Genomic DNA, 19,924 nt, shown 5'->3' with positions numbered 1-19,924 from the left:
TAAATATTTTATTCCCCCTTAAAACACAAAAATAGACCAACCACCATTTAAGATAATTGATCTTTATAGATGTAATATGTAATTATTTTTGAGCTAGATACATTCCTTACAACTGATTTACATCGGTTTCCTTAATGACATGAAATTCCGTTCTTCTTTTTTCGGGCGTATTCTCGTACTTCCTATCCCAGGAATCAACCACTTTTTGCGTATAGTACACTCAATTAACAATTTACTTTGAATTTCCTATCATTTTTCTTTTTTGACCTCGATTGTTTCAATTAAATAGCCATTTTCATCATAGACACTAGTCTTTCCATCTGGTTTTACAATCATAATTAACCCTTTGGATAAAAATAACTGCTCGTTTTCTTTTAATTGGTAAAATAACTCTCCATCTTTATCATAGTAATACTTCGTGGGCATTTTACTGGGTAAACTTTTAGATACTTGATAGACATTTTGCATCTTCTCTATTTCAATTTCAGAACCGTTGTTTGCTTCAATAAGAATCTTCCCCTTTTGATTCACTAAACCTTGATCGTGATTCTTTGTGTTGAAAATAGACAATCCAGAATCTGTAAATTTACTAAACGTATAAATCTCTTTTGCCTGACTTTCTGTTTCAGAAAAAACTTTCTTTCCAGAGCTATTTATAATGGCTGGGAAAGCATCTTCTCCCAGTCTTTGAATAGAAAACAACCCCTTACCAAGATAAAAAGGAGCTCTTTCGTAACTATCTGGAAACTTTTTGATCACTTCGAATTTCTCATTCATCAATCCGTATTTTTCATCATGTAGTTTACCAATTCTAACTAAAATAGTATCATCTTTCAAAAAGCCGTCAACAACAGAAATTCCCTCTTCTGCTTCATCAGCAACTTCGGTCACAACTTCACCAGTTTCATTAATGACAAGATCATCCCCATATGATGTAGCTAGAGCAAGACCTTTTTCAGAAAAAGATGAAATATGTTTAAACAATAACGGTTCCTCATCCTCATAGATTACTTTACCCTCTTGATTGATTAAACCATACTTACCTTCTTCTGTTTTATAAATAGCTGCTGAACGTTGTTCATAAGGAAAAATCTCCGTTATTTCCATTTTCTTTGCTTCTTCTGGCGAAAAAATCAATCCTTTTTTATCATGAACAACGCCATAATCTCCATCGATTTTAACAACAGCTAATGCCGTGTCTATTCCTTCTTCTTCCAGATAATCAAAGCTTTCAATACCTTTTAATAGCACCTTACCTTCATTATTCATCAACCCCTCGGTATCATCTTTGAAATGAACATGAGCGAAATTATCATTTCTAAAAATAAACTCTGATATATCATCTGGCATATCTTTAGCTTCTTTTACAAGTGTTCCATCACTCAAAATAAGACCATATTTTTTCAGGTTCGGATCTTCATACCTACCATACTTACTATTTTCAAATGTCCGATTGTGAATTCTAAGTTCTGGATTTTCAGGAAAAATTTGATAACTCTCTGTATTAAAATAAAACACATCGTGCATAGTTGTAGTATATTGTAATAATGTACTATTAGAAAATGCATCAATTTCTTTTATTCGTTCTTTTTCTCCATCCATTAAAATAGCTCCATCAGCATCCATTAATCCCATAAAATTGTTGGACATATAAATAATTGGACGCTCAGCTATTGATTTTTCCGCTTTTTTGATCAGTTTTTCTTTATTTGTAGGCTGTTCTGCTTCTTCCTCATTCGTACAACCACTAACAAAAATACTTAAAAAAAGAACTATACCTATAACCAAACCTTTTTTCTTCATCTTTCTCCTCCATTTACATCATTAATAAAATATGCAATACATTTATTTTAACAAAAGTTTGCTCCCCTTTGCAGGACATTCTTTCGTTTGGCTCCTGCTATTATATGTCTTAAAAATCCCCTTACTTATGATACGGCTCTGCGTATCATGAGTTGATGAGATTATTCTAGATAAAAAACGCAGTCATCTATGATACGATTAGCATATCATAGATGATGCGCATAGTTCTCCATATCATGAATGAGATTTTTGGGAATCATTTTAGGGTGTCCTTATCATCAACTGATGAGCTTTAGTTAATATTTATATTTCAAGTTTTTTTGAATGAATATTTCAGAAACAAATATATTAAATATCCAATTCACTACCACAACTAGGACATACTTTTTGTTTCCACATATACTCATTATCATTCTTATTAACTTCTTTACCGCAATTTTTACATTTGGTAATTTGGTTAAGTCTAGACTCTATTGTAGAAAAAATAATTTCTGGTGAATAAATATATCTTCTAATTTTATTATGTATAATTTCTGAATCAAATACAAAATCAATCTTTTTATTTCTTCCAGTAACCCTATCGTATATCATACTGTAGTTAATTGCATATATATCAATATCATGGGAAGATGTAACTTTTTGTGACAGACCGGCTCTTCTTTTATGAATAATTCTTTGATAAATCAATTCTTCAAACCATTCATGTCTTACTAAATTATTATTTGTATAATTTGTTTCAATAGCAAAATGACTATATTCTTTTTCTAAACAAAATTCCTTTATATCATTCCAAATATCCATTACCTCAGGCTTTGTAGTAATGTTTTCATTCTTTTGTTTTCCAATTTTTTCAATAGAAGAAATAACCATAGAATTACTTATTTTTTGATAAGTCCGCCCTTTAGATGCTTTATTGATAGAAAAGTACGAATCCCAAGAATTAGATAGCATATTTAAAAAGTCTCTTGAGTTTCCCATAGATGCATGTATTAATAACAATAAATTTGAAGTAGTTAATAAATCTGTTGCTTTAAGGTGATTACTTGGCACATAATAATTTAAACGCTTTTCAATTAATTCCATAAAGTACTTTTTACATTTTTTACCTTCTTCTACTGATTTTTCAAAAATCAAATTATCATCCAAATCAATTCTATGAGGAAGATCTGAGCCGTGTATTAAACTATGTAAATCACCTCTACCAGGAACTACTCCTATCCAAATAAAAATCGGATTAATATTAATTATATCTATGAATTTTGATAATTTTTCTTGCAAATTCCCATTCTTATTTTTTAATTTTTCCCAATCGTCAAAATAAAATGTAAATGTATCTTTTTCTAAAATAATTAATAACTCTTTCATATTTTCATTAAATGTTGATACATCAAAATACCTTGTCATATTGGATTTCGTCATAATTCTATCTAAGTCTTTTAAAACTTCTGTTTCATTTAATTCAGTGTTAATAGTTCCGTTACCAGTCATTGATAATTTCATATTTATTTTTTTCATTGATTCGGTAATATATTCAAGTGTTTGTTCTTTTTCTACCTCCATTTTTTCATCAGAGTTGATGGTTATATTGCCAATTGACGCTATAAATCGACATTTTGCTAAAAAAATTATAGCCTCTTGTATTTTAAGTTTCCCTTTATTTTTTTTAATAAAAGAAAAAAAAGGATATTCTGTTTCATTAAAGGTATGAAGTAATTGTTTGGAAATCTCTTCATAAATCTTCATACTAAAAATTTTATTAGTTGCATCTAAATCTGATTGTTCAGGAAAATTTAGTTGCTTTAAGTTAATATAAAAACAAAAATTTTTTTCGTTATTACGATTTATTCTCTCCCTTGCTAATAAAAGTAGATGGGTTTTTCCGGTTCCACGTAACCCAGATACCACTCCACTAGAACTCATACTTTTTTTTTCTAAACTTTCTAAATGACCATCTATATCAACATATAATTCATCTAATTTTTCTAGATTTCCCATTGTCCCTATATCAATAACATCAGTATCACTGTTAGTCATTACAAACGCTTCATTCATTTTAGATTTAAAATTATCCTCTTTTATTAAATAATTAAGTCTCTTTTCCACTTCAGCACCCCTTCTTCAATTTGCTTTACGGATTGTAAATTTTTATTTATTACTATATTGTTTTATTTTTTTAGTCATTTCTCAACTCATTATACTAATTCTTCACAACCAATGTATAAACCAAATTAGTCTTTTCAATTATATCATTAAAATCACTCTGTATTACAGGTAAAAAGCAATTATTTTATTAACAAGTTGCACACTCTAATGATACGTACCTCCCGAACAGTTCCCCTAGCGATTATGAACCGCTAGGGGATTGTTACGAGGTCGATCACACTTAATGCGATGTGCCATTGCTTCTATACAGTCAATAGAAACGGTGGTATTAAGACAAAAAGAACCGTATCCTCTGAATAGGATACGATTTCTCTGTAATGCTTGTTAAAAGCTTCGCTATCCGATGACAATCAAATAGTAAAGTACTTTAAATATTTAACGTGATTTCACTTGCTTGATGAAATCATCTAATTCGTGAACATAATTATTCTGTAAATGATTTAATTTGATTAGGTCCGCCAGATATTCTTCTGATTTTCCTAAAATTTCTGTTTTAAAATCCGAAAACGAGACTTTTTTGTCTTTCCAAAATTTATAATCTGCATCAGGAAGCTTTTCTGTACGTACCAACCCACCTTGTCCAATTTTATCTCCCGAAATTTTACTAATAGATACAGTATCTTTATCTTTACATATTTCAATCCATGTATTAAAAGATTCAATATCATTGATTAAAACATAGCTTTCTGTTTCTAAAATCTCTAAGCATTTTAGAAAACTAGTGAACCAATCATACACGGATACTGAAAAATTATCTATTTCTTCTTCAAGAATAATTCCATAGCTTTCATTATCAATATTAAAGCTAAAATATCCATATTCTCCAGTAAACTTCTCTGATTCATCATTTTCAAATATCTTAAACTTTATTTCAAACATTTTTTCACCTTATTTCATAAATTTTTTAAATTGGTCTAAAGTATATTGATACTTACCATAAGCTGTTCCAAACTCTCCATCAGGTTGTATATAGACACTAATCTCTTCCCCATTTATCTTGTAAAGGAAAGTATCTCCTTTCTTTCCTTGAGATAGCAAATCATTATAAGCAATTTCAGTATATTTATTTATCTGATCCTTAGTCCAATTAGGATTAAAAAAGCTATTTCCATCTAACTTCTCAGCTAATTGACTTTCAGATAGATACTGTGATTGATTCTTAAGGGAATCTATATTATGTTTATTTATATGTGATTGATTTTTTTGCTTAATGGATTTTTGATTGCAACTTTAGCTCCATTGCCATTCTTATACGATTTATTTCCATTACTCTTATTTTTATCTAGCGTATAATTCTTTCCATTCTTACTTCCTTGAATAACTGGTTTCTTATTAGGTAGGTTATTTTTGGGCGTTGATACGTTCACAACTCCTTTGACCATCACACCCATTGTGATTAACCCATTGGCCAATAACGAAGCTTTCCTTAATTTTTCGGCTGTTGTTAATTTTTTTCCTGTCACACTATCGATCCCTGTTGAAAGTTCTTTTATCAACGTCGCATTTTGTTCATAGAATAACTCGTCCATTCCTTTTCCACGATCCCCTTGAACAAATCCTAGACCATGTTTTGCAATCATTCGACTTAACCATTCATTATACGCCAAACTTACAGTGATGTCTTCTGCCGTGGCTGTTGTTTTCCCTTTTTCTACCCATAGCCATATTTTTCCATACCCTAAATCAATTAATTTATATTCTCGATTTCCTACATCGGGTTGCTTCTCTCCAGCGATCCCATTTAAATCACTTGCTTTTTTCAATTGATTGAACCAACTTTTATCGACTCCTTCTGGCAAAGAGTATGATCCGTCACTATTCACAATTGTATTCTCTAAAATCAAACAATTTTGCATGGCCACTTTCATGTCATTCAAACTATTACTGAACAAGCCGTTTGTTTGGGAAGAAAAGGTATGCAGTTTCTCTAATTTCTTTTCGAGTTCTCGAATATCGTCTTCAAAATCATTTGACATTGGTTGAAATCTACATAAAACAACGTAAATATTTGAGAGCAGACATGGTATTTTCTGGCGATTTGTTGCTTATTTTCTATTTGAATCTCTTCACTCCTTTAATTTTTTGATACACGAAAAAACGGTATCAGTGATTGTTTTCTCACTAATACCGTTTCAATAACTTTTACATTTTCTAACTGAAATGATTGTACACTTAAGAAACATTCGAAAAGACTAGAAAAGTCCCTTGGATTTTTGTACAATAAATACAGCTAGCTTGTGTTAGCTATTGGCAACTTGATTAGTGAGTTTAGTCCTTACTATCAAGACTCTATCATTTGATTACCAGTCTCATGATAGAGTGCCTTTTTTTATTCTAATTTCTCATTACTATTATTATCTATGCGAAACAATTGCATGTCTTCCTCATCTACAGGATCATAACCAAATAATATCGAACTATAGTTAATATTATTCTTTATCATAGATAATTTTTGAAATAGTATATTCGCTTTTTCATCATCGGATATATTATCTTTCTCCCAATCATTTTCTGAAAAAGTAAATGTTATATCACCATATGTTTCATCAAAAGATATTATTATAATAGATTTTTTTATTACAGTTCCTAAGTCAATATCTCTAACCAATAAATTACATGTACCTTTATTCTTGAAATACTGAGAAAAACTAGTTATATCTCTGTATTCTTTATCTTCATTATCTATAAAAAAATGTGAACTTTCTATATTTTCTGGCTTAAACTTAAATTCATTAAGTATTTTCTCTATATCATTCACTTTTATATTTTCAAAAATTAATTCTAAATATTCCATATAAAATTTCACCTACCTTATTTGATCAATAAATCCTTTAAAAGATCCGTCCATATTCAAACGAATTCCACGTCCATCTGGTAATTGTTTTTCTAAAAATGATACACCATTTTTAGTTTTGACAACTTTAAAATCTCCAGATGCATTCAAAATTTCTTCTACATGTCTCATAGCAGTTTTATTTATTTCTTGTGCATTCCCTTTTATTTTCCCCCATATATCTGGATTTCTGCCTGCATGCTTCTGTAAAGCATGCCCAACTACAGTTTCTCCACCTTTTTTTGGTAAACTTGCACTCTCTTTTAATTTTGAAACATCTACCTTAGGAACATTAGCTCCACTGGCTTTCTTATATGGCTTATTTCCGTTCTTACTTCCTTGAAGAACTGGTTTCTTATTAGGTAGGTTATTTTTGGGCGTTGATATGTTCACAACCCCTTTGACCATCACACCCATTGTGATTAACCCATTTGCTAATAACGAAGCTTTCCTTAATTTTTCGGCTGTTGTTAATTTTTTCCCCGTCACACTATCAATCCCTGTTGAAAGTTCTTTTATCAATGTCGCATTTTGTTCATAGAATAACTCGTCCATTCCTTTTCCACGATCCCCTTGAACAAATCCTAGACCATGTTTTGCAATCATTCGACTTAACCATTCATTATACGCCAAACTTACAGTGATGTCTTCTGCCGTGGCTGTTGTTTTCCCTTTTTCTACCCATAGCCATATTTTTCCATACCCTAAATCAATTAATTTATATTCTCGATTTCCTACATCGGGTTGCTTCTCTCCAGCGATCCCATTTAAATCACTTGCTTTTTTCAATTGATTGAACCAACTTTTATCGACTCCTTCTGGCAAAGAGTATGATCCGTCACTATTCACAATTGTATTCTCTAAAATCAAACAATTTTGCATGGCCACTTTCATGTCATTCAAACTATTACTGAACAAGCCGTTTGTTTGGGAAGAAAAGGTATGCAGTTTCTCTAATTTCTTTTCGAGTTCTCGTATATCATCTTCAAAATCATTCGACATACGAGCCAAATTGGATTGAACGTTTAATAAAGCATCCAATACTTTTGCTACAGGATTATTTCGGGACAGTGCTCTAGCTAATGCTGCCGACGCATCAGCAGACGCTTTCATCGCTTTTTTCGTAGCTATTTGTTGCATTAATTTGTCTTCGTCCAATGTCCCTTCACCTGAAACCAACGCATCGGCGGAGCTGTAAGTCTGTAATTCACTTTCAATACTATCTATTGCAGAAGTTACTTTACTAATGGTGGGTACAATTAAATCGCTAAATAAACCTTTACCAGCCGTGTAAGCTGCACCAGATAATGTTTTACCGTCTACGGCAGCTATCACCTTTTGACTCCCGGATTTTAATTGTTCGGAAGCTTCCTTCCCACTTTGAAGGTTTTTCTGTAAGGCAGAAATTAATTGTGAAGAATCTGAGCTAGAATAAATTAATCCCAAGGAATTTCACCTCTCTTTTTATACAATTCTTCGGTTTCTTTATCAAGTATTTTTCGTTGTTCAGAATAACAATTAGTCAAATTTTCTTCTGCTTCACGCAATTGACGGGCGAAAAAAACTTCTTGTTCTTCATTTCTTCGTTGAATACGAATTCCTTCAATATTCCCTTCATGAACAACCTCTTCATTTAACATAGCTAACGTACGATAACCACGATGTAATTCTTCTTGTAAATCTAAGAGGCTCATTTCGATCTTCTTCTGATCTTGTTTCAACTCATCCATGCTTGTTTCTTTTTCTGTAATGAAACGTCCATACTTGGCTCGTTCTACATCATTTTTATTCTCCATGAATTAGCTCCTTAAAATTTAATTTTGCTGTCTTCAATTGCCATAATCTCAGCAATTTTAGGGAACTTTTGACTTTGTTCTTTCACGCAATCGATTAACTGAGCTAAATCTGACAATAATTGATTATTGACTTCCGTTCCCTGTTTCATACTGGAAACGTTACTTTTCCCTAGTGTTACTTGTGTACCTTTATTGACAGATACGGATTTAATACCAGATACTGCACCTGTAGCAGCACCTATATCTGAAGCTATATGACTCATAAAAGAATCAACCCCTTCTTTTCCAATAAGTATAGTTTAACAAAATAAAGATAAACATTACAGGTCATTTAGTAAAAATAAATGATTTCCCCTTGATTATTTTTAAAAGTCGGCTGTGTATAGGTAATGTTAAGTGCCTGTTACGTAAAAAAATCAAACGTATTATCTTGTTTTAACTGATAATACGTTTGATTTTTTTATTTAAGTGCTTTGTTTTTACTTACAATAACAATGGTGTCAGCCAAAATCTCAATTCACTTTATTCAGTTGGCATCATTTATAGATAATAGAAATGTTCTACTCGTAGAAAATGGCTCTTTTGCTTTAGCAATGAGTTTATCGTTCATATAGTATCACCCTTAGATACTTCTTTATTACAATAAAAATACCATCATTTATGATACGGTTCTGCGTATCGTAAGTGAATGATATTTGCGGAAACCCATAGTAGCCATCATTTCTTCGATTTCTTTCCTGAACTCCCACCACTCAAAAAACCGCATCATTTGTGATATGCATGCCCCTATCATAAATAATGCAGTGTTTTTAATTATTAGTATATAAGACAACTGATTAAAAATAGTTAATATAAAAATGAGGAATCACATATAACATATTCAAACAAATCAAAATTATCTTCTAAAAATTTTCTCTTTTCACTTGGTAAATTACTACATCCCTCATTTTTTAACAAGTGTATTTTATATAACGGAACCGCTATAGCAGTATATTCTTGTTGAAAAACTGTTTCTTCAAAGTTATTAACAACAAAATTTAATTCTCCTCTGATATCTGTAACATCACAAAAATAATTACTAATATCTGCTGGTATTTCTGGTTCAAAAAAGCTCTTTGATTGATAGTTAGCACATTCTCGTAAATTCTTTATTAAATTAAATACAGATACTTCATCTCCATCCACAACTATAGCATTACTTCTCAAATAATCATTATTAGGTATCTCTTCAAATGTCATTTCATGGTCATTACTATTTTTACATTTTTCAAATTTCCCTTCATCGTAAAAATAAAGCTGCCTCATATGTCTCACAAAAACTTTTTTATTGTTTGCCATTTCTGCACGTGCTAAATAAAATAATGAATAATATAATTTTACTACTGACCATGAATACAGTTTATTCTTTATTCCAGTTATAGCTTCCAAGTAACTTAATAAGCCTTTAAAATAATATTCTTGACTTTCTTCAATCATAATATTATGGAAAGTGACTTTTTCCGAATCTGATAATAATATTTTATCGTGTATATGCTCATTATAGAATTTTTTATCCGTCTTGCTCCAGTCTAATGGTGAAAATAAATCCTTAAAGAATTCTTGCGTTTCTTTTTTGTTAAAATTCATATTCCTCTCCTGTTTGAGCAATATCTAGCATATTGGTTTCTAAAAATTCCTTAATTTTTATTCTTGCAGTTTTACCATCTAATTTACTAATATCTTTTTGATAAAGTAGCTCTTCAGAATCAAGTTTCAGCAAGCTTTCGATAGTTTCAACTTTAAAAGATCTTTTCTCAGCGCATTTCTCCATTACTTTACTGCAAAAAAAGTCAGTAGCAGAATAAAAACCTGCACTTTTCATAAATGGATTTTTCGTTTTTTTATACCATTCTTCCCCATATGCCTTTTCAAGAACTTTATAGAAGTTTAAAATTGCCATTGTTTGAAGCTCTAAAGTATCAAGGTTGAGTGTATAAAACCCTCTGTCAGGTTCAACATATTTTTTTAAACTTGAAACTACTGTTGATAGGTCAATTACACCTTTACCTCTCGGAGTTCCCGGAAATTTTATTAAACTGTAGTAAGGAGAGTCTTCATTTTTATTCAGTAATCTCGCAATTTCACTAGATCTCTCAATAGCGAATTCTTTTGTATCTCTATAACCTATGCCATACAAATCATAAATTAATGATTTTGGAACAGGTTTTTGCTCGCTATTTATATTAAGGAAAAAATATGCAGCTTCTTCAGTTGACATATTTACCCCTAAAGAAACTAATATTTCTTTATTTCCGATATCTTGATTTTCTTGAACAGCCTCCTTTAAACCTTCTAGCCTATGTTGGCCGTCAATAACCTGGGCTGCTCCAGATGAAGTATTTAAAACTATTTTGTCACCAATAATTCGTGGAGGATTATCAATATCTGTCCAATTTAGTATAAAAGAATTTAAAAACATATTACCATTCAATATGAATTTCTTAATTTCTTTAATTCTACTTTTATTCAGAACTCTTTGAACAGCACCCGCTTCTTCATCAACACCTCTAACTGCAACATAAAATATATCAATTATTTCATTCACTTTGAAAACACAATTATAGAATTCTACATTTTTTACCTCAAATTTAATAAAGTTCTTTTCAAGTTGTATCATCTCTTGTCATCTCCCTTTTCTTTTTTATTATAGCAATATTCTTAAACTTGAGTTAAACTAAATTTTAATCTGCCCTCAGTATCTTATACAAATTCTTAGCAACCAATGTATATACCAAATTAAAACACTTATCATGTTCTTTGCTAAATAACTTCTCATATTCACTTTGATCAGACATATATTTTTTCATAGTTCTATCTTAGAAAACATCCTTGAATAAGCTTTTTCTCAAACATTTACATGTCATTATTCTTAGCCATATTTACAAGCTTTTGATCTGGATCGTTTATGAATGAATAATATAACTCTTCTAATAAGACTTTGTCAGTATCAGTAAAATCATCTGAGAATTGTTCATTTACTCTAGAAATAATAACATCTAACGGTATCTTCTCTGCAAGAGGTTTAACAGCTACATTGATTTCTTTTTGACTAATCAACATACAAGAAACATGATGCCTAAGCATCAATACTAGGGTAATTTCTAGTCATAGCTGAAAAGTTATGCTTGGTACTTAGCGCTAGTTGTTTTCTTGCATGCTTTTTTACAAAAAAATATGCATTCATCTACCTTTCAAATAATATTTTCCATATTATAATATTTATATTTTACGTCCTAACATTCTTTGAACCTTTATAAATCGATAGTCAATAAAATTCAAAAGTGATTGCATCATCTATACCAACAAGGTGATTTTTTCTATGAAATTTGAAAAATTGGAACTGATTTATCAAAATTAGGCTCAGCTCCTACTACTTAGAACTCATTACCCATTTTTTATTGAAATATTAGAACAACAGAAATATTATTTAATGTCCATCAGTACATCCTATTGTGTATATAAATTGAACTGTTCACTCGTAGTATCAATATCAGATTTTGAATAAATTTTAGAACTGATATCAAAATTCACATTTTTCTTTTATAAAATATTTAATTACAATCACAAAAATACTTTTTGCATATCTAATTCATATCCTAAGCTCTGCATTTCCTTTATTAAATCAATTTTCCAAGCCCCTGCTTCATCAAAAGGAATATAAACAACTCCTGATATATCATTAGGTTTCTCAACTTCTCCTTTGACAAGTGCACAAACTCTTGTTCTACCCAATTTACCAATTAGATATCCGTGTTCAAATACAACATTTTGCCTTGCTCTATATTGAAAAAGTTCTTGCCCTTTTGATTTCCCCTCATCACAAGGTGTATACAAGACTATAGCAAATCCCACATTTGAATTTGCCTCTATTTTTTCAATGATAGTTTTACCTTGGCTTGCTTGCTCATGTAATATTACAGATTCTAGTCCCACTCTCTCTATAAATCTTGCTACAGTAACCTTAGCCTCATTATCATGCCCATGTACAATAAATACTTTATTCATATCCATTCTTATTTCTCCTTCACACTTAACAATCTCTGAGTTACTAACTATATATTTAACATCACGAAAAAATGTTGTCCTTTTTGTTTTAGATACTTCTATAATTAAGATATTCTTAGATTTAAAATGAACAATTTCTGAATATATATTTGGTCTAGATGAAAGTTCTTCTAATGATTTATTAATAACGGAGTCATAATTAAAATTTTTACTAAATCCAATAGTTGTAAACCCAATCACTTCCTTCTCAATTCCTATTATAATATAGCCTCCCCCACTATTAGTTAACGCACAAATAGCTTTAGAATAAAAAGATGGCGTCATTTGAAACTTCTGACATATAACTGGTCTATCTATTTTTCCTAGTATCATTTGTTCAAGCACTTTAGAAAACACTAGTTTCACCTACTCAATTTGGTATAAAGGTATTCTATTAATTCCAGTCATTTTTAATATTTTCCCAAAAGAAATTTTCTGTGGTTCAGTTTTACCGTTCTCTACCCATAGTTCCCAGTCTTTTTCAAAATCAAGGATGTCTTTTTCTGTATCATAATATATTATAACTTGATCATAATCAGATGGACGAATAATGACAAAAATATCTTCTTCATTTTTCCTAGCCAAAATAATAGTGTTACTGATCTCCATGTAATTACTGAAATCATACTCACCTTTTTTCTTCAAAAAATTAAGAACGTTTTCTTTAGAACGATTTAATAGTTTTTGTACATAATCAAATTTAAGCTGATCGCTATTTGATGAATGAATAAACTGTTTTCCAAACAGACTATTCCCTAATACAATATCTAATTCGTCTTGAGAAGAGATACCTGATTGTATTAAATTTTCAGTAGTTATTTCTATTTCATTATTACTCATTACAAATGAATCTGAATAAGTTCCTACTGATTTTGATTCCGATAATAAAATTTCAAGATCTTTAATGGTTACACCATACTTATTTAGAAAAGCATCGAATTTCTCAGCTTTATCAAGATTCTCAACAATTACATCCTCATCATACAATCTATGCTTATTCTTATATAGATCAGTAAAAAGATGTTTCGCTTCTTCTTTGTTGTCTTTAAACCAGACTACAAGACTTCTAAAGCTTTCTTTGGTTTGTTCGTCTAAAGGTCCTGATTCTTCAAACTTCTCCATAACAAGTCTATATATTTCGCTAGCAACATCTTGTTTTGTCTTGCATCTACTTTCTGGTAAGTCTAAAAAAATATTTATTTCTAATAAAGTTTCTCTAAAATCAGTGCCTAATTCTCTTGATATATCTTTTAATTTCCCATCAATATTCCCACTATCAAGATATAGTTCATCTTTTGTAAGAAAATGACCATTTTGATTAGGAAAAATTGGGAACTTACTATTGTTTAGATATGCTTCTTTATCTTCACGCTTTAAAAAGAAAGATACCAATGAATCAATAAAAGAGATTACATCTTCATCAGAGTTAAATGCTATAGCCTGTTTCAATTCAACAATGTTTTTACATTCACCAATTTTAGTAAGAATCATACTCAAAACTCTTTTTTCAGATATTTCCCATAATTGTCCTGTCCAATTTTCCAAATATCGAATATCTAAGTTTAAATGAGGAAATATCGTCTTACAGAATGAATGTAATAAAATCATATCTTTATTATAAAAATTCTCGTCATTCATTGGGAAAAGTGAAATTAGATCAAAACATACTTTTTCCACATCTTCTATTTCAATAGCAATAAAAAACTCACTAGATAAAATTTGATTAATTTGAAGAACAATATTTTCTTGATACTGTACTTCAAGGTTCATTGTATCTTCTAATATTACCGATTTATGTAACAGTTCATTTCGACAATCGACATTTACTATATCCGCAATGTCTTTTATCTCTTCACTAATATTTACATCTTTTTTTAGACAAGAAAGAGAGGTGAAAATGCTATTCTGGTTTGGGAAAATAGTAAGTTTTTCTTTGGAAAACTGGGCTACAAAATCTTCATTTCTCAATGCAATACGATAATACCAATTTAACCATACCATAGGATCCATGGTATCAGGGCTTTGAATCAAAATTGAAGTAAAATTTTGAATATTTGTACATAAAATAATTTTACTTGCTAATGTAGCCAACGTTAATTTGGGTTTATCAAACCAAATTATCTTGGCCCATAAATCTATCTCTTCTTCTTTCGGCAGCTTAATCCCCGAAATCCATATACTCAACTTCCATATTTCGTTCCTTATAGATTTATCTCTATTCGAGGGAAATTGCACATTAAGTTCATCCTTATCATTTAATATAGACATTTTTTCTCCAGTATAAGTATGAACAAGTTTAACTTTGCTGAGTTCCTTCCTCAGCGGTATAACCACTTCATTTTTTAGCCACTCTTGATCAATCCAATCACTTTTAGTCATAGCATTATGTTCTGCAAGTAAAACAAGTCTTTTAAAATTGTTGTCGGAAGCATAATTTAAGAATTGAATAAATAAATGTAGAGCCGTAATGATAGAATTCTTGTTTGCCAACACATTCTCATTATCTTTATTTGTTAAATATATTTTTTCTCTAGGTTCATCTGGATAAAAGAATGGATTATTAACGACTCCTGGAAATACGAAGTCTTTTGTATCCCCCAATGGAAAATCACAAAATAGTTTAGGTATTGAGGTATCAATCTCTTTAATTGAAATTAGTTTATTCTCAATTTCCACAGGACAAGCAAATGTTATATCTCCTCTTTTTGATACTAAAATGTTTTTTTCTATTTCTTGATTATTGTTCATACATATAATGGTTTCTAAACAAATATTTTCAGTCTTTTGTCCATATTTTCTATAATATTTTACATTTGAGGAAATAATTGAAACAGAGTTAATTTCGGGTACAAAAACCATTGTATATGGTAATGACCTCTCTAAATCCTCTAAACCTTTTTTAGCAATTGTTAAACCTTCGTCATTTAATTGATAAGTAAACTTCGTATTAAAATCACTTTCACTAAAAAAGTTGTAATCTGGTTCGTAGTCAATTAATTCTAATTCACGCATTGACTGATTAACACTGGCACAGATTTCTTCAATCGTTTTACCTGAGCGGTCAATTGTAACATTAAATTTTTTATGAGGTTCATTGCTGTCTTTTACAATGCCTTCAACTTGAACAACCTTCGACAAAAGATGTGTAGTTAAAAAGCCTGTACCAAATTTACCTGTAGTTCTGACTAATTCATCTCCATTTTGATTTCTTTCTTTAGTAGAAACTTGCTCAATCAAGAATGTAATATCTTTCGATCTAAAAGGACGCCCATTATGGCTGAATTCAATTTTTTTATTTTCAAAATCAAAATTTATTTGAATATCTACTGGTTTATCAAAATACGATACATCTTTCGCATTTTGTAGAAGTTCCCACACCCAGCGACTTTTATTACTTTCACTATTACTGAGTGTAAGTTTTTCTATCATATCGAGAATTTTTGTAGCCACCTGTCGTTCATAAGCTTCTTGCCTAACATTTTGAAAATTATTTAGATATGCCATTCGTTGTATCACACCTTCTTTGTTCATACAAAAACCTTTATGTTTATATAAATATAGTACTGCTTACATGGCTACTCTTGAATTTTTATCAGGGCATTTCCATTCCTAAATTCTTCAACTAGGTGAAATACATCTTTCAAAGATTCATCTTCCAACCACATCTCCTTTGGAATATGCTCTAACATAATTATCTGAAAGTTTTTATTTTCTATATTAACAATTCGTTTTGCAAAATTAGAAAAAATCTCTAACATATTCTTTATTCTAGCTGAATCTGTTTTGGGATCTTTTATAGCATCTTTATCATCATCACCAAAATATGGTCTACTAGGTTGGTCAAAAATTAACCAAGAAGGGATATATTTATTTACTCTAGTGATAAAATATTCTTGAAAACCTAAGAAAAGACATAGATGCAAAAACATGTGATTGGAACTACTTCCGACTTTAACTGAATAATCTGACTTAGGTTTTCTCAATTGTAAAGTTTTATCTTTGTAATTAAAATCAGCTAAATATTCAGCATAATCAGCCAACGACTCTTTCGCCATACTCAAGTATTCTTGGATCATTTCATTCAATGCAGATATAACTCGAATTCTGTCTTCAGGATATCCATTCAACTTTTGATTGTATTTATCAAGTTCTTGTTCAAGAGCCTCTATTTCGTCACTATACTCAACAATCTCCTTAGGTGGTTTCATAAGAGACAGTTTTGCTTGCAACTCACCAACAAATATCCATTGTTCCTTCAGTATATTATCACTTGCACTTAAGTCCTCATTTAATAGCTTTATTCGCATATCCAAATCAATTACTTCTTTATCAATACTCTTAATTTTTCTATTTATTTCTCTCTTTACTTTTGGTCCTTCCCCAATATTTTGCTTAATATTTTCTAATTCGTTAGCCATCACTTTTAATAGAAAATGAGCATCTGGTAAATCAAAAATCTCCTCATTTGCAATTGCAAAATTATTCGCAGTAATAATGCTTTCTTTTTCGTTTTGTACTAATCTTAAATAATTATCGTACTCCTTAATAAAAATTTTAAGTTTTCTAGAGTGTCTTATTCGACTGTTTCTTTTCTTTGTTAACTTATTTATCTCAATAGATATCGAATTATCCGGCTGTACTAATTTTCCTGAATTAGAACTTACCCGTTGTAATTCTTTTTTCAAAAAAATATCAGAATCATCAGAAATATTTAACAAACCTAGATTTGAAGCTTTCCTTGCAAGCAATCGGATATCTTTTTGAGCATCAGAAATGACATTTTCTATACGTTCCTTTTTTCTTTTAAATGAATTTAATTTTTGCTGAAGTCTTTGTACTTCTTCTCTTAAAAGCAAGTCATCTTCGTTAATAATTCCTGTGACTAGATCAAAAATACGTTCTAAAGCTTCTATATATTTAGAATTATTCCTCGTATCAAAAAATTGGTTTTTATTTGCTATAATATCGTCAGAAACAATATTGAACATAAAGAAGTATCTGAAAGAAATTTTACTTCCCAATTTGATTTTTTTCCCCCCAAAGGGAAAAACTGTTTTTTCAGATATCCCAAACTCAGTTTCAACAATCTGTCTCAATGCCTCTTCGGTTATATTAGATTCAATTTCATCTATGGAGGGGATTTTCCCCATTGAAGAAAAATAGTATCTATCTGAGTTCTCTGAATTTTCAATACGATACCTAGCAATAGTATAATTTTTTTCATTTATATCAAAATTTATTCCATACCAATTTACATTCTCATTTATTTTTACTTCAGTAATATCTATATCCGAAGATAAAAAACAGTATTCAATAATTGAAATTATTTCAGACTTACCAGTTCCACTACCTCCTGTGATGACATTTATTTTATTTTCCAAAAAATCTAATTTTCTTAAGTAACCATCTTTTTGCCACAAAAATAAATTGTTGATACAAAATCTCATAATTTAACTCCTAACTGAGAATATATTTCTGATAATTCAGTTTTTTTAGTTAACATCGTTGTCATTTTTTCCGAGATAATATCGATATCTCGTAAGCGCTTATTCTCATTTATGACCGCTTCCAACTTTGAAATAGAAAACCTTTCATTTAACTCAATTATTCCAGAAGCTTTGTCTACCAGAATAGCATTAATTGACAATAAAAGAGTTAAACTATTTATTGTTGTTGTTTTATAAGAATGAAACATTTGATTAAAATTGTAAAATAAATTTGGCTTATCTATAACGATATCTAAAAAAGATATATATGATTTCTTATTCTTGATTGTTTTTACTAAATCCGCATGAGTCACTATTGGTAATATTAACATAATTTCACCTAATGACCACGTACTATTATTTTTCAAAATAGAGTATATCGCGGTTGCTGAAAAGAACTCATTATTGTAAATCTGCATAAGAATATTTTTCCTCCCATTCATAAATCCAACCAATTTGTGGTATATCAGATAAATAGAGATACACACCTTCTCCTAGGTCCTTAGGAGATTCAACATCAATTGCAAACTCCAAATATGCATCTTCTATCTCATAATATAACTTCCTAGCTTTTTCATTTCCCTCCAGCTCATCATTTGGTGGCATTCTGTAATGCCTATGATATTTCCTTAACCAATCTCTTTTGGCATTCTCTTCGATTTGTTCAATCTCTACCTCTGGTAATTCAGAATCTTGTATCCATTTTAGTTTGCTCTTTTCATATAGGAGTTTATTCTCATACTTCATTAATAGATACTTTTGACTACTCAAATTGGAACCATCAAAGTTAATGATATCTATATCATCTAATTGTTTAAGAAAAGTCATCTTTCTTGAAGGTCTCTCCTCCAAATCTAAATCAAAGTTTTTATATAGATTTATCTTTTTGTTATACCCATAAGTATATTTTTGAAAAATTAGCGAAAATTGCTCTTGAGTATACGAAAGATGCCCTTTATTTAGTACAACTCTTTTTAAATCATTCTTAACAGCTTTATAAATTAAACCTAATATCATTTCATGCTTTTTCATTGGAATATGAAGTTCCGTCAGTTTATCAGTTAGCTTATCTTCAATATCTAGAAAATCCGTTTCAAACTTAATATTTTTAAAAAAAATATTAAGTATCTCTATGTTAACATCAAGTATCTCTTGAATTCTTATATCAGTTACGGATTTTACTTTTCTTTTAGTTATAACACCACTTAAGATTGCTCTAAGTGAATCTAAATTTATTTTTTCTCTTCTAAAATCATCAAATGCTTTGATTATTTTATTTTCATTTTTCTCAACTTTATTTGTCAAAAGAATGAATAAAGTATTCTTAACGAACTCACACTGTTCTGTCTGATTTACTCTCAGCTCTTCATCTGTAATAATTTTTATCCAAGACCATAAAGTTTTCCACATATCCGAATCTTTTTGCGTTATATTTTTATCTTTTTCAACAGTATGCTTCACTTGTATGTAACTGATTTTTCCATTTGCATGTTCAATATGGACATCTTCTTCATATTCAAATCCAACTTTTTCACCAATTTTCATACAAAATAGTTGTAGTAAAAAATATTCAAACTGAAAATCAAATGCTACAATTTTATCATCAGCAGACATTTTTTCTTGTCTTGCTTGCTTAGACTTATTAGGCATCTATTCATCTCCAAATAATATATGTTTACTAAAATTATAACATTTTTTACTATTTGATGCCATTTTATCTATATTCACTATTAAATATCACTCTAACAGATAATTATTAA

Annotated in this window: 16 protein-coding genes; all 16 read right to left on the bottom strand. The window is 29.9% G+C overall.

The genetic code is table 11. The features are described from left to right. Nucleotides 1–249: 249 nt before the first annotated feature. The 16 genes from IGI58_RS09940 to IGI58_RS09865 all read right to left on the bottom strand — a co-directional run bounded on the left by IGI58_RS09940 (nucleotide 250) and on the right by IGI58_RS09865 (nucleotide 19,814). Nucleotides 250–1,803, bottom strand: a complete 1,554-nt coding sequence (locus IGI58_RS09940) for a hypothetical protein (protein ID WP_429953550.1) — start codon at nucleotides 1,801–1,803, stop codon at nucleotides 250–252. 348 nt (nucleotides 1,804–2,151) lie between these two features. Next, complete coding sequence (locus tag IGI58_RS09935; protein ID WP_429953551.1) at nucleotides 2,152–3,906, bottom strand: hypothetical protein; 1,755 nt, start codon at nucleotides 3,904–3,906, stop codon at nucleotides 2,152–2,154. A 435-nt stretch (nucleotides 3,907–4,341) separates the two neighbouring features. Further along, nucleotides 4,342–4,845, bottom strand: coding sequence for a hypothetical protein (locus IGI58_RS09930; protein WP_429953552.1), 504 nt, complete (start codon nucleotides 4,843–4,845; stop codon nucleotides 4,342–4,344). 305 nt (nucleotides 4,846–5,150) lie between these two features. Then, the gene (locus IGI58_RS09925; protein WP_429953553.1) at nucleotides 5,151–5,942 is read right to left on the bottom strand and encodes a hypothetical protein; all 792 of its coding nucleotides are present in this window, start codon (nucleotides 5,940–5,942) and stop codon (nucleotides 5,151–5,153) included. Nucleotides 5,943–6,295: 353 nt separating this feature from the next. Further along, complete coding sequence (locus tag IGI58_RS09920) at nucleotides 6,296–6,760, bottom strand: hypothetical protein (protein WP_429953554.1); 465 nt, start codon at nucleotides 6,758–6,760, stop codon at nucleotides 6,296–6,298. A 12-nt stretch (nucleotides 6,761–6,772) separates the two neighbouring features. Continuing rightward, entirely contained in the window at nucleotides 6,773–8,245 is a 1,473-nt protein-coding gene (locus tag IGI58_RS09915; RefSeq protein WP_429953555.1) for a T7SS effector LXG polymorphic toxin, read from the bottom strand. Further along, nucleotides 8,236–8,595, bottom strand: coding sequence for a hypothetical protein (locus IGI58_RS09910; protein WP_429953556.1), 360 nt, complete (start codon nucleotides 8,593–8,595; stop codon nucleotides 8,236–8,238). The genes IGI58_RS09915 and IGI58_RS09910 overlap by 10 nt, the downstream gene beginning before the upstream one ends. 11 nt (nucleotides 8,596–8,606) lie before the next feature. Next, the gene (locus IGI58_RS09905; protein ID WP_429953557.1) at nucleotides 8,607–8,858 is read right to left on the bottom strand and encodes a hypothetical protein; all 252 of its coding nucleotides are present in this window, start codon (nucleotides 8,856–8,858) and stop codon (nucleotides 8,607–8,609) included. A gap of 583 nt (nucleotides 8,859–9,441) precedes the next feature. Next, a complete protein-coding gene (locus tag IGI58_RS09900) occupies nucleotides 9,442–10,221 on the bottom strand; it encodes a hypothetical protein (protein WP_429953558.1) in 780 nt (259 codons plus the stop codon). Continuing rightward, nucleotides 10,211–11,251 carry a DGQHR domain-containing protein gene (locus IGI58_RS09895; protein WP_429953559.1) on the bottom strand — a complete coding sequence of 347 codons (1,041 nt, stop codon included), beginning with the start codon at nucleotides 11,249–11,251 and terminating at the stop codon, nucleotides 10,211–10,213. Before IGI58_RS09895 ends, IGI58_RS09900 begins: the two co-directional genes overlap by 11 nt. Nucleotides 11,252–11,487: 236 nt before the next feature. After that, on the bottom strand, nucleotides 11,488–11,721 hold the full coding sequence (locus IGI58_RS09890) for a hypothetical protein (protein ID WP_429953560.1): 234 nt from the start codon (nucleotides 11,719–11,721) through the stop codon (nucleotides 11,488–11,490). 474 nt (nucleotides 11,722–12,195) lie between these two features. After that, the gene (locus tag IGI58_RS09885; RefSeq protein ID WP_429953561.1) at nucleotides 12,196–13,035 is read right to left on the bottom strand and encodes a TIR domain-containing protein; all 840 of its coding nucleotides are present in this window, start codon (nucleotides 13,033–13,035) and stop codon (nucleotides 12,196–12,198) included. A gap of 9 nt (nucleotides 13,036–13,044) precedes the next feature. Continuing rightward, on the bottom strand, nucleotides 13,045–16,209 hold the full coding sequence (locus IGI58_RS09880; protein ID WP_429953562.1) for a sacsin N-terminal ATP-binding-like domain-containing protein: 3,165 nt from the start codon (nucleotides 16,207–16,209) through the stop codon (nucleotides 13,045–13,047). A gap of 44 nt (nucleotides 16,210–16,253) precedes the next feature. After that, nucleotides 16,254–18,125, bottom strand: a complete 1,872-nt coding sequence (locus IGI58_RS09875) for a DUF3732 domain-containing protein (RefSeq protein WP_429953563.1) — start codon at nucleotides 18,123–18,125, stop codon at nucleotides 16,254–16,256. After that, entirely contained in the window at nucleotides 18,122–18,583 is a 462-nt protein-coding gene (locus IGI58_RS09870; RefSeq protein WP_429953564.1) for a three component ABC system middle component, read from the bottom strand. Before IGI58_RS09870 ends, IGI58_RS09875 begins: the two co-directional genes overlap by 4 nt. Continuing rightward, on the bottom strand, nucleotides 18,567–19,814 hold the full coding sequence (locus tag IGI58_RS09865; RefSeq protein ID WP_429953565.1) for a hypothetical protein: 1,248 nt from the start codon (nucleotides 19,812–19,814) through the stop codon (nucleotides 18,567–18,569). Before IGI58_RS09865 ends, IGI58_RS09870 begins: the two co-directional genes overlap by 17 nt. Nucleotides 19,815–19,924 lie beyond the last annotated feature (110 nt).

Source organism: Enterococcus sp. AZ020, assembly GCF_050499205.1.
Classification (GTDB): Bacteria; Bacillota; Bacilli; order Lactobacillales; family Enterococcaceae; genus Enterococcus_L; species Enterococcus_L dunnyi.
This window is presented reverse-complemented; position numbering and strand designations above follow the sequence as displayed.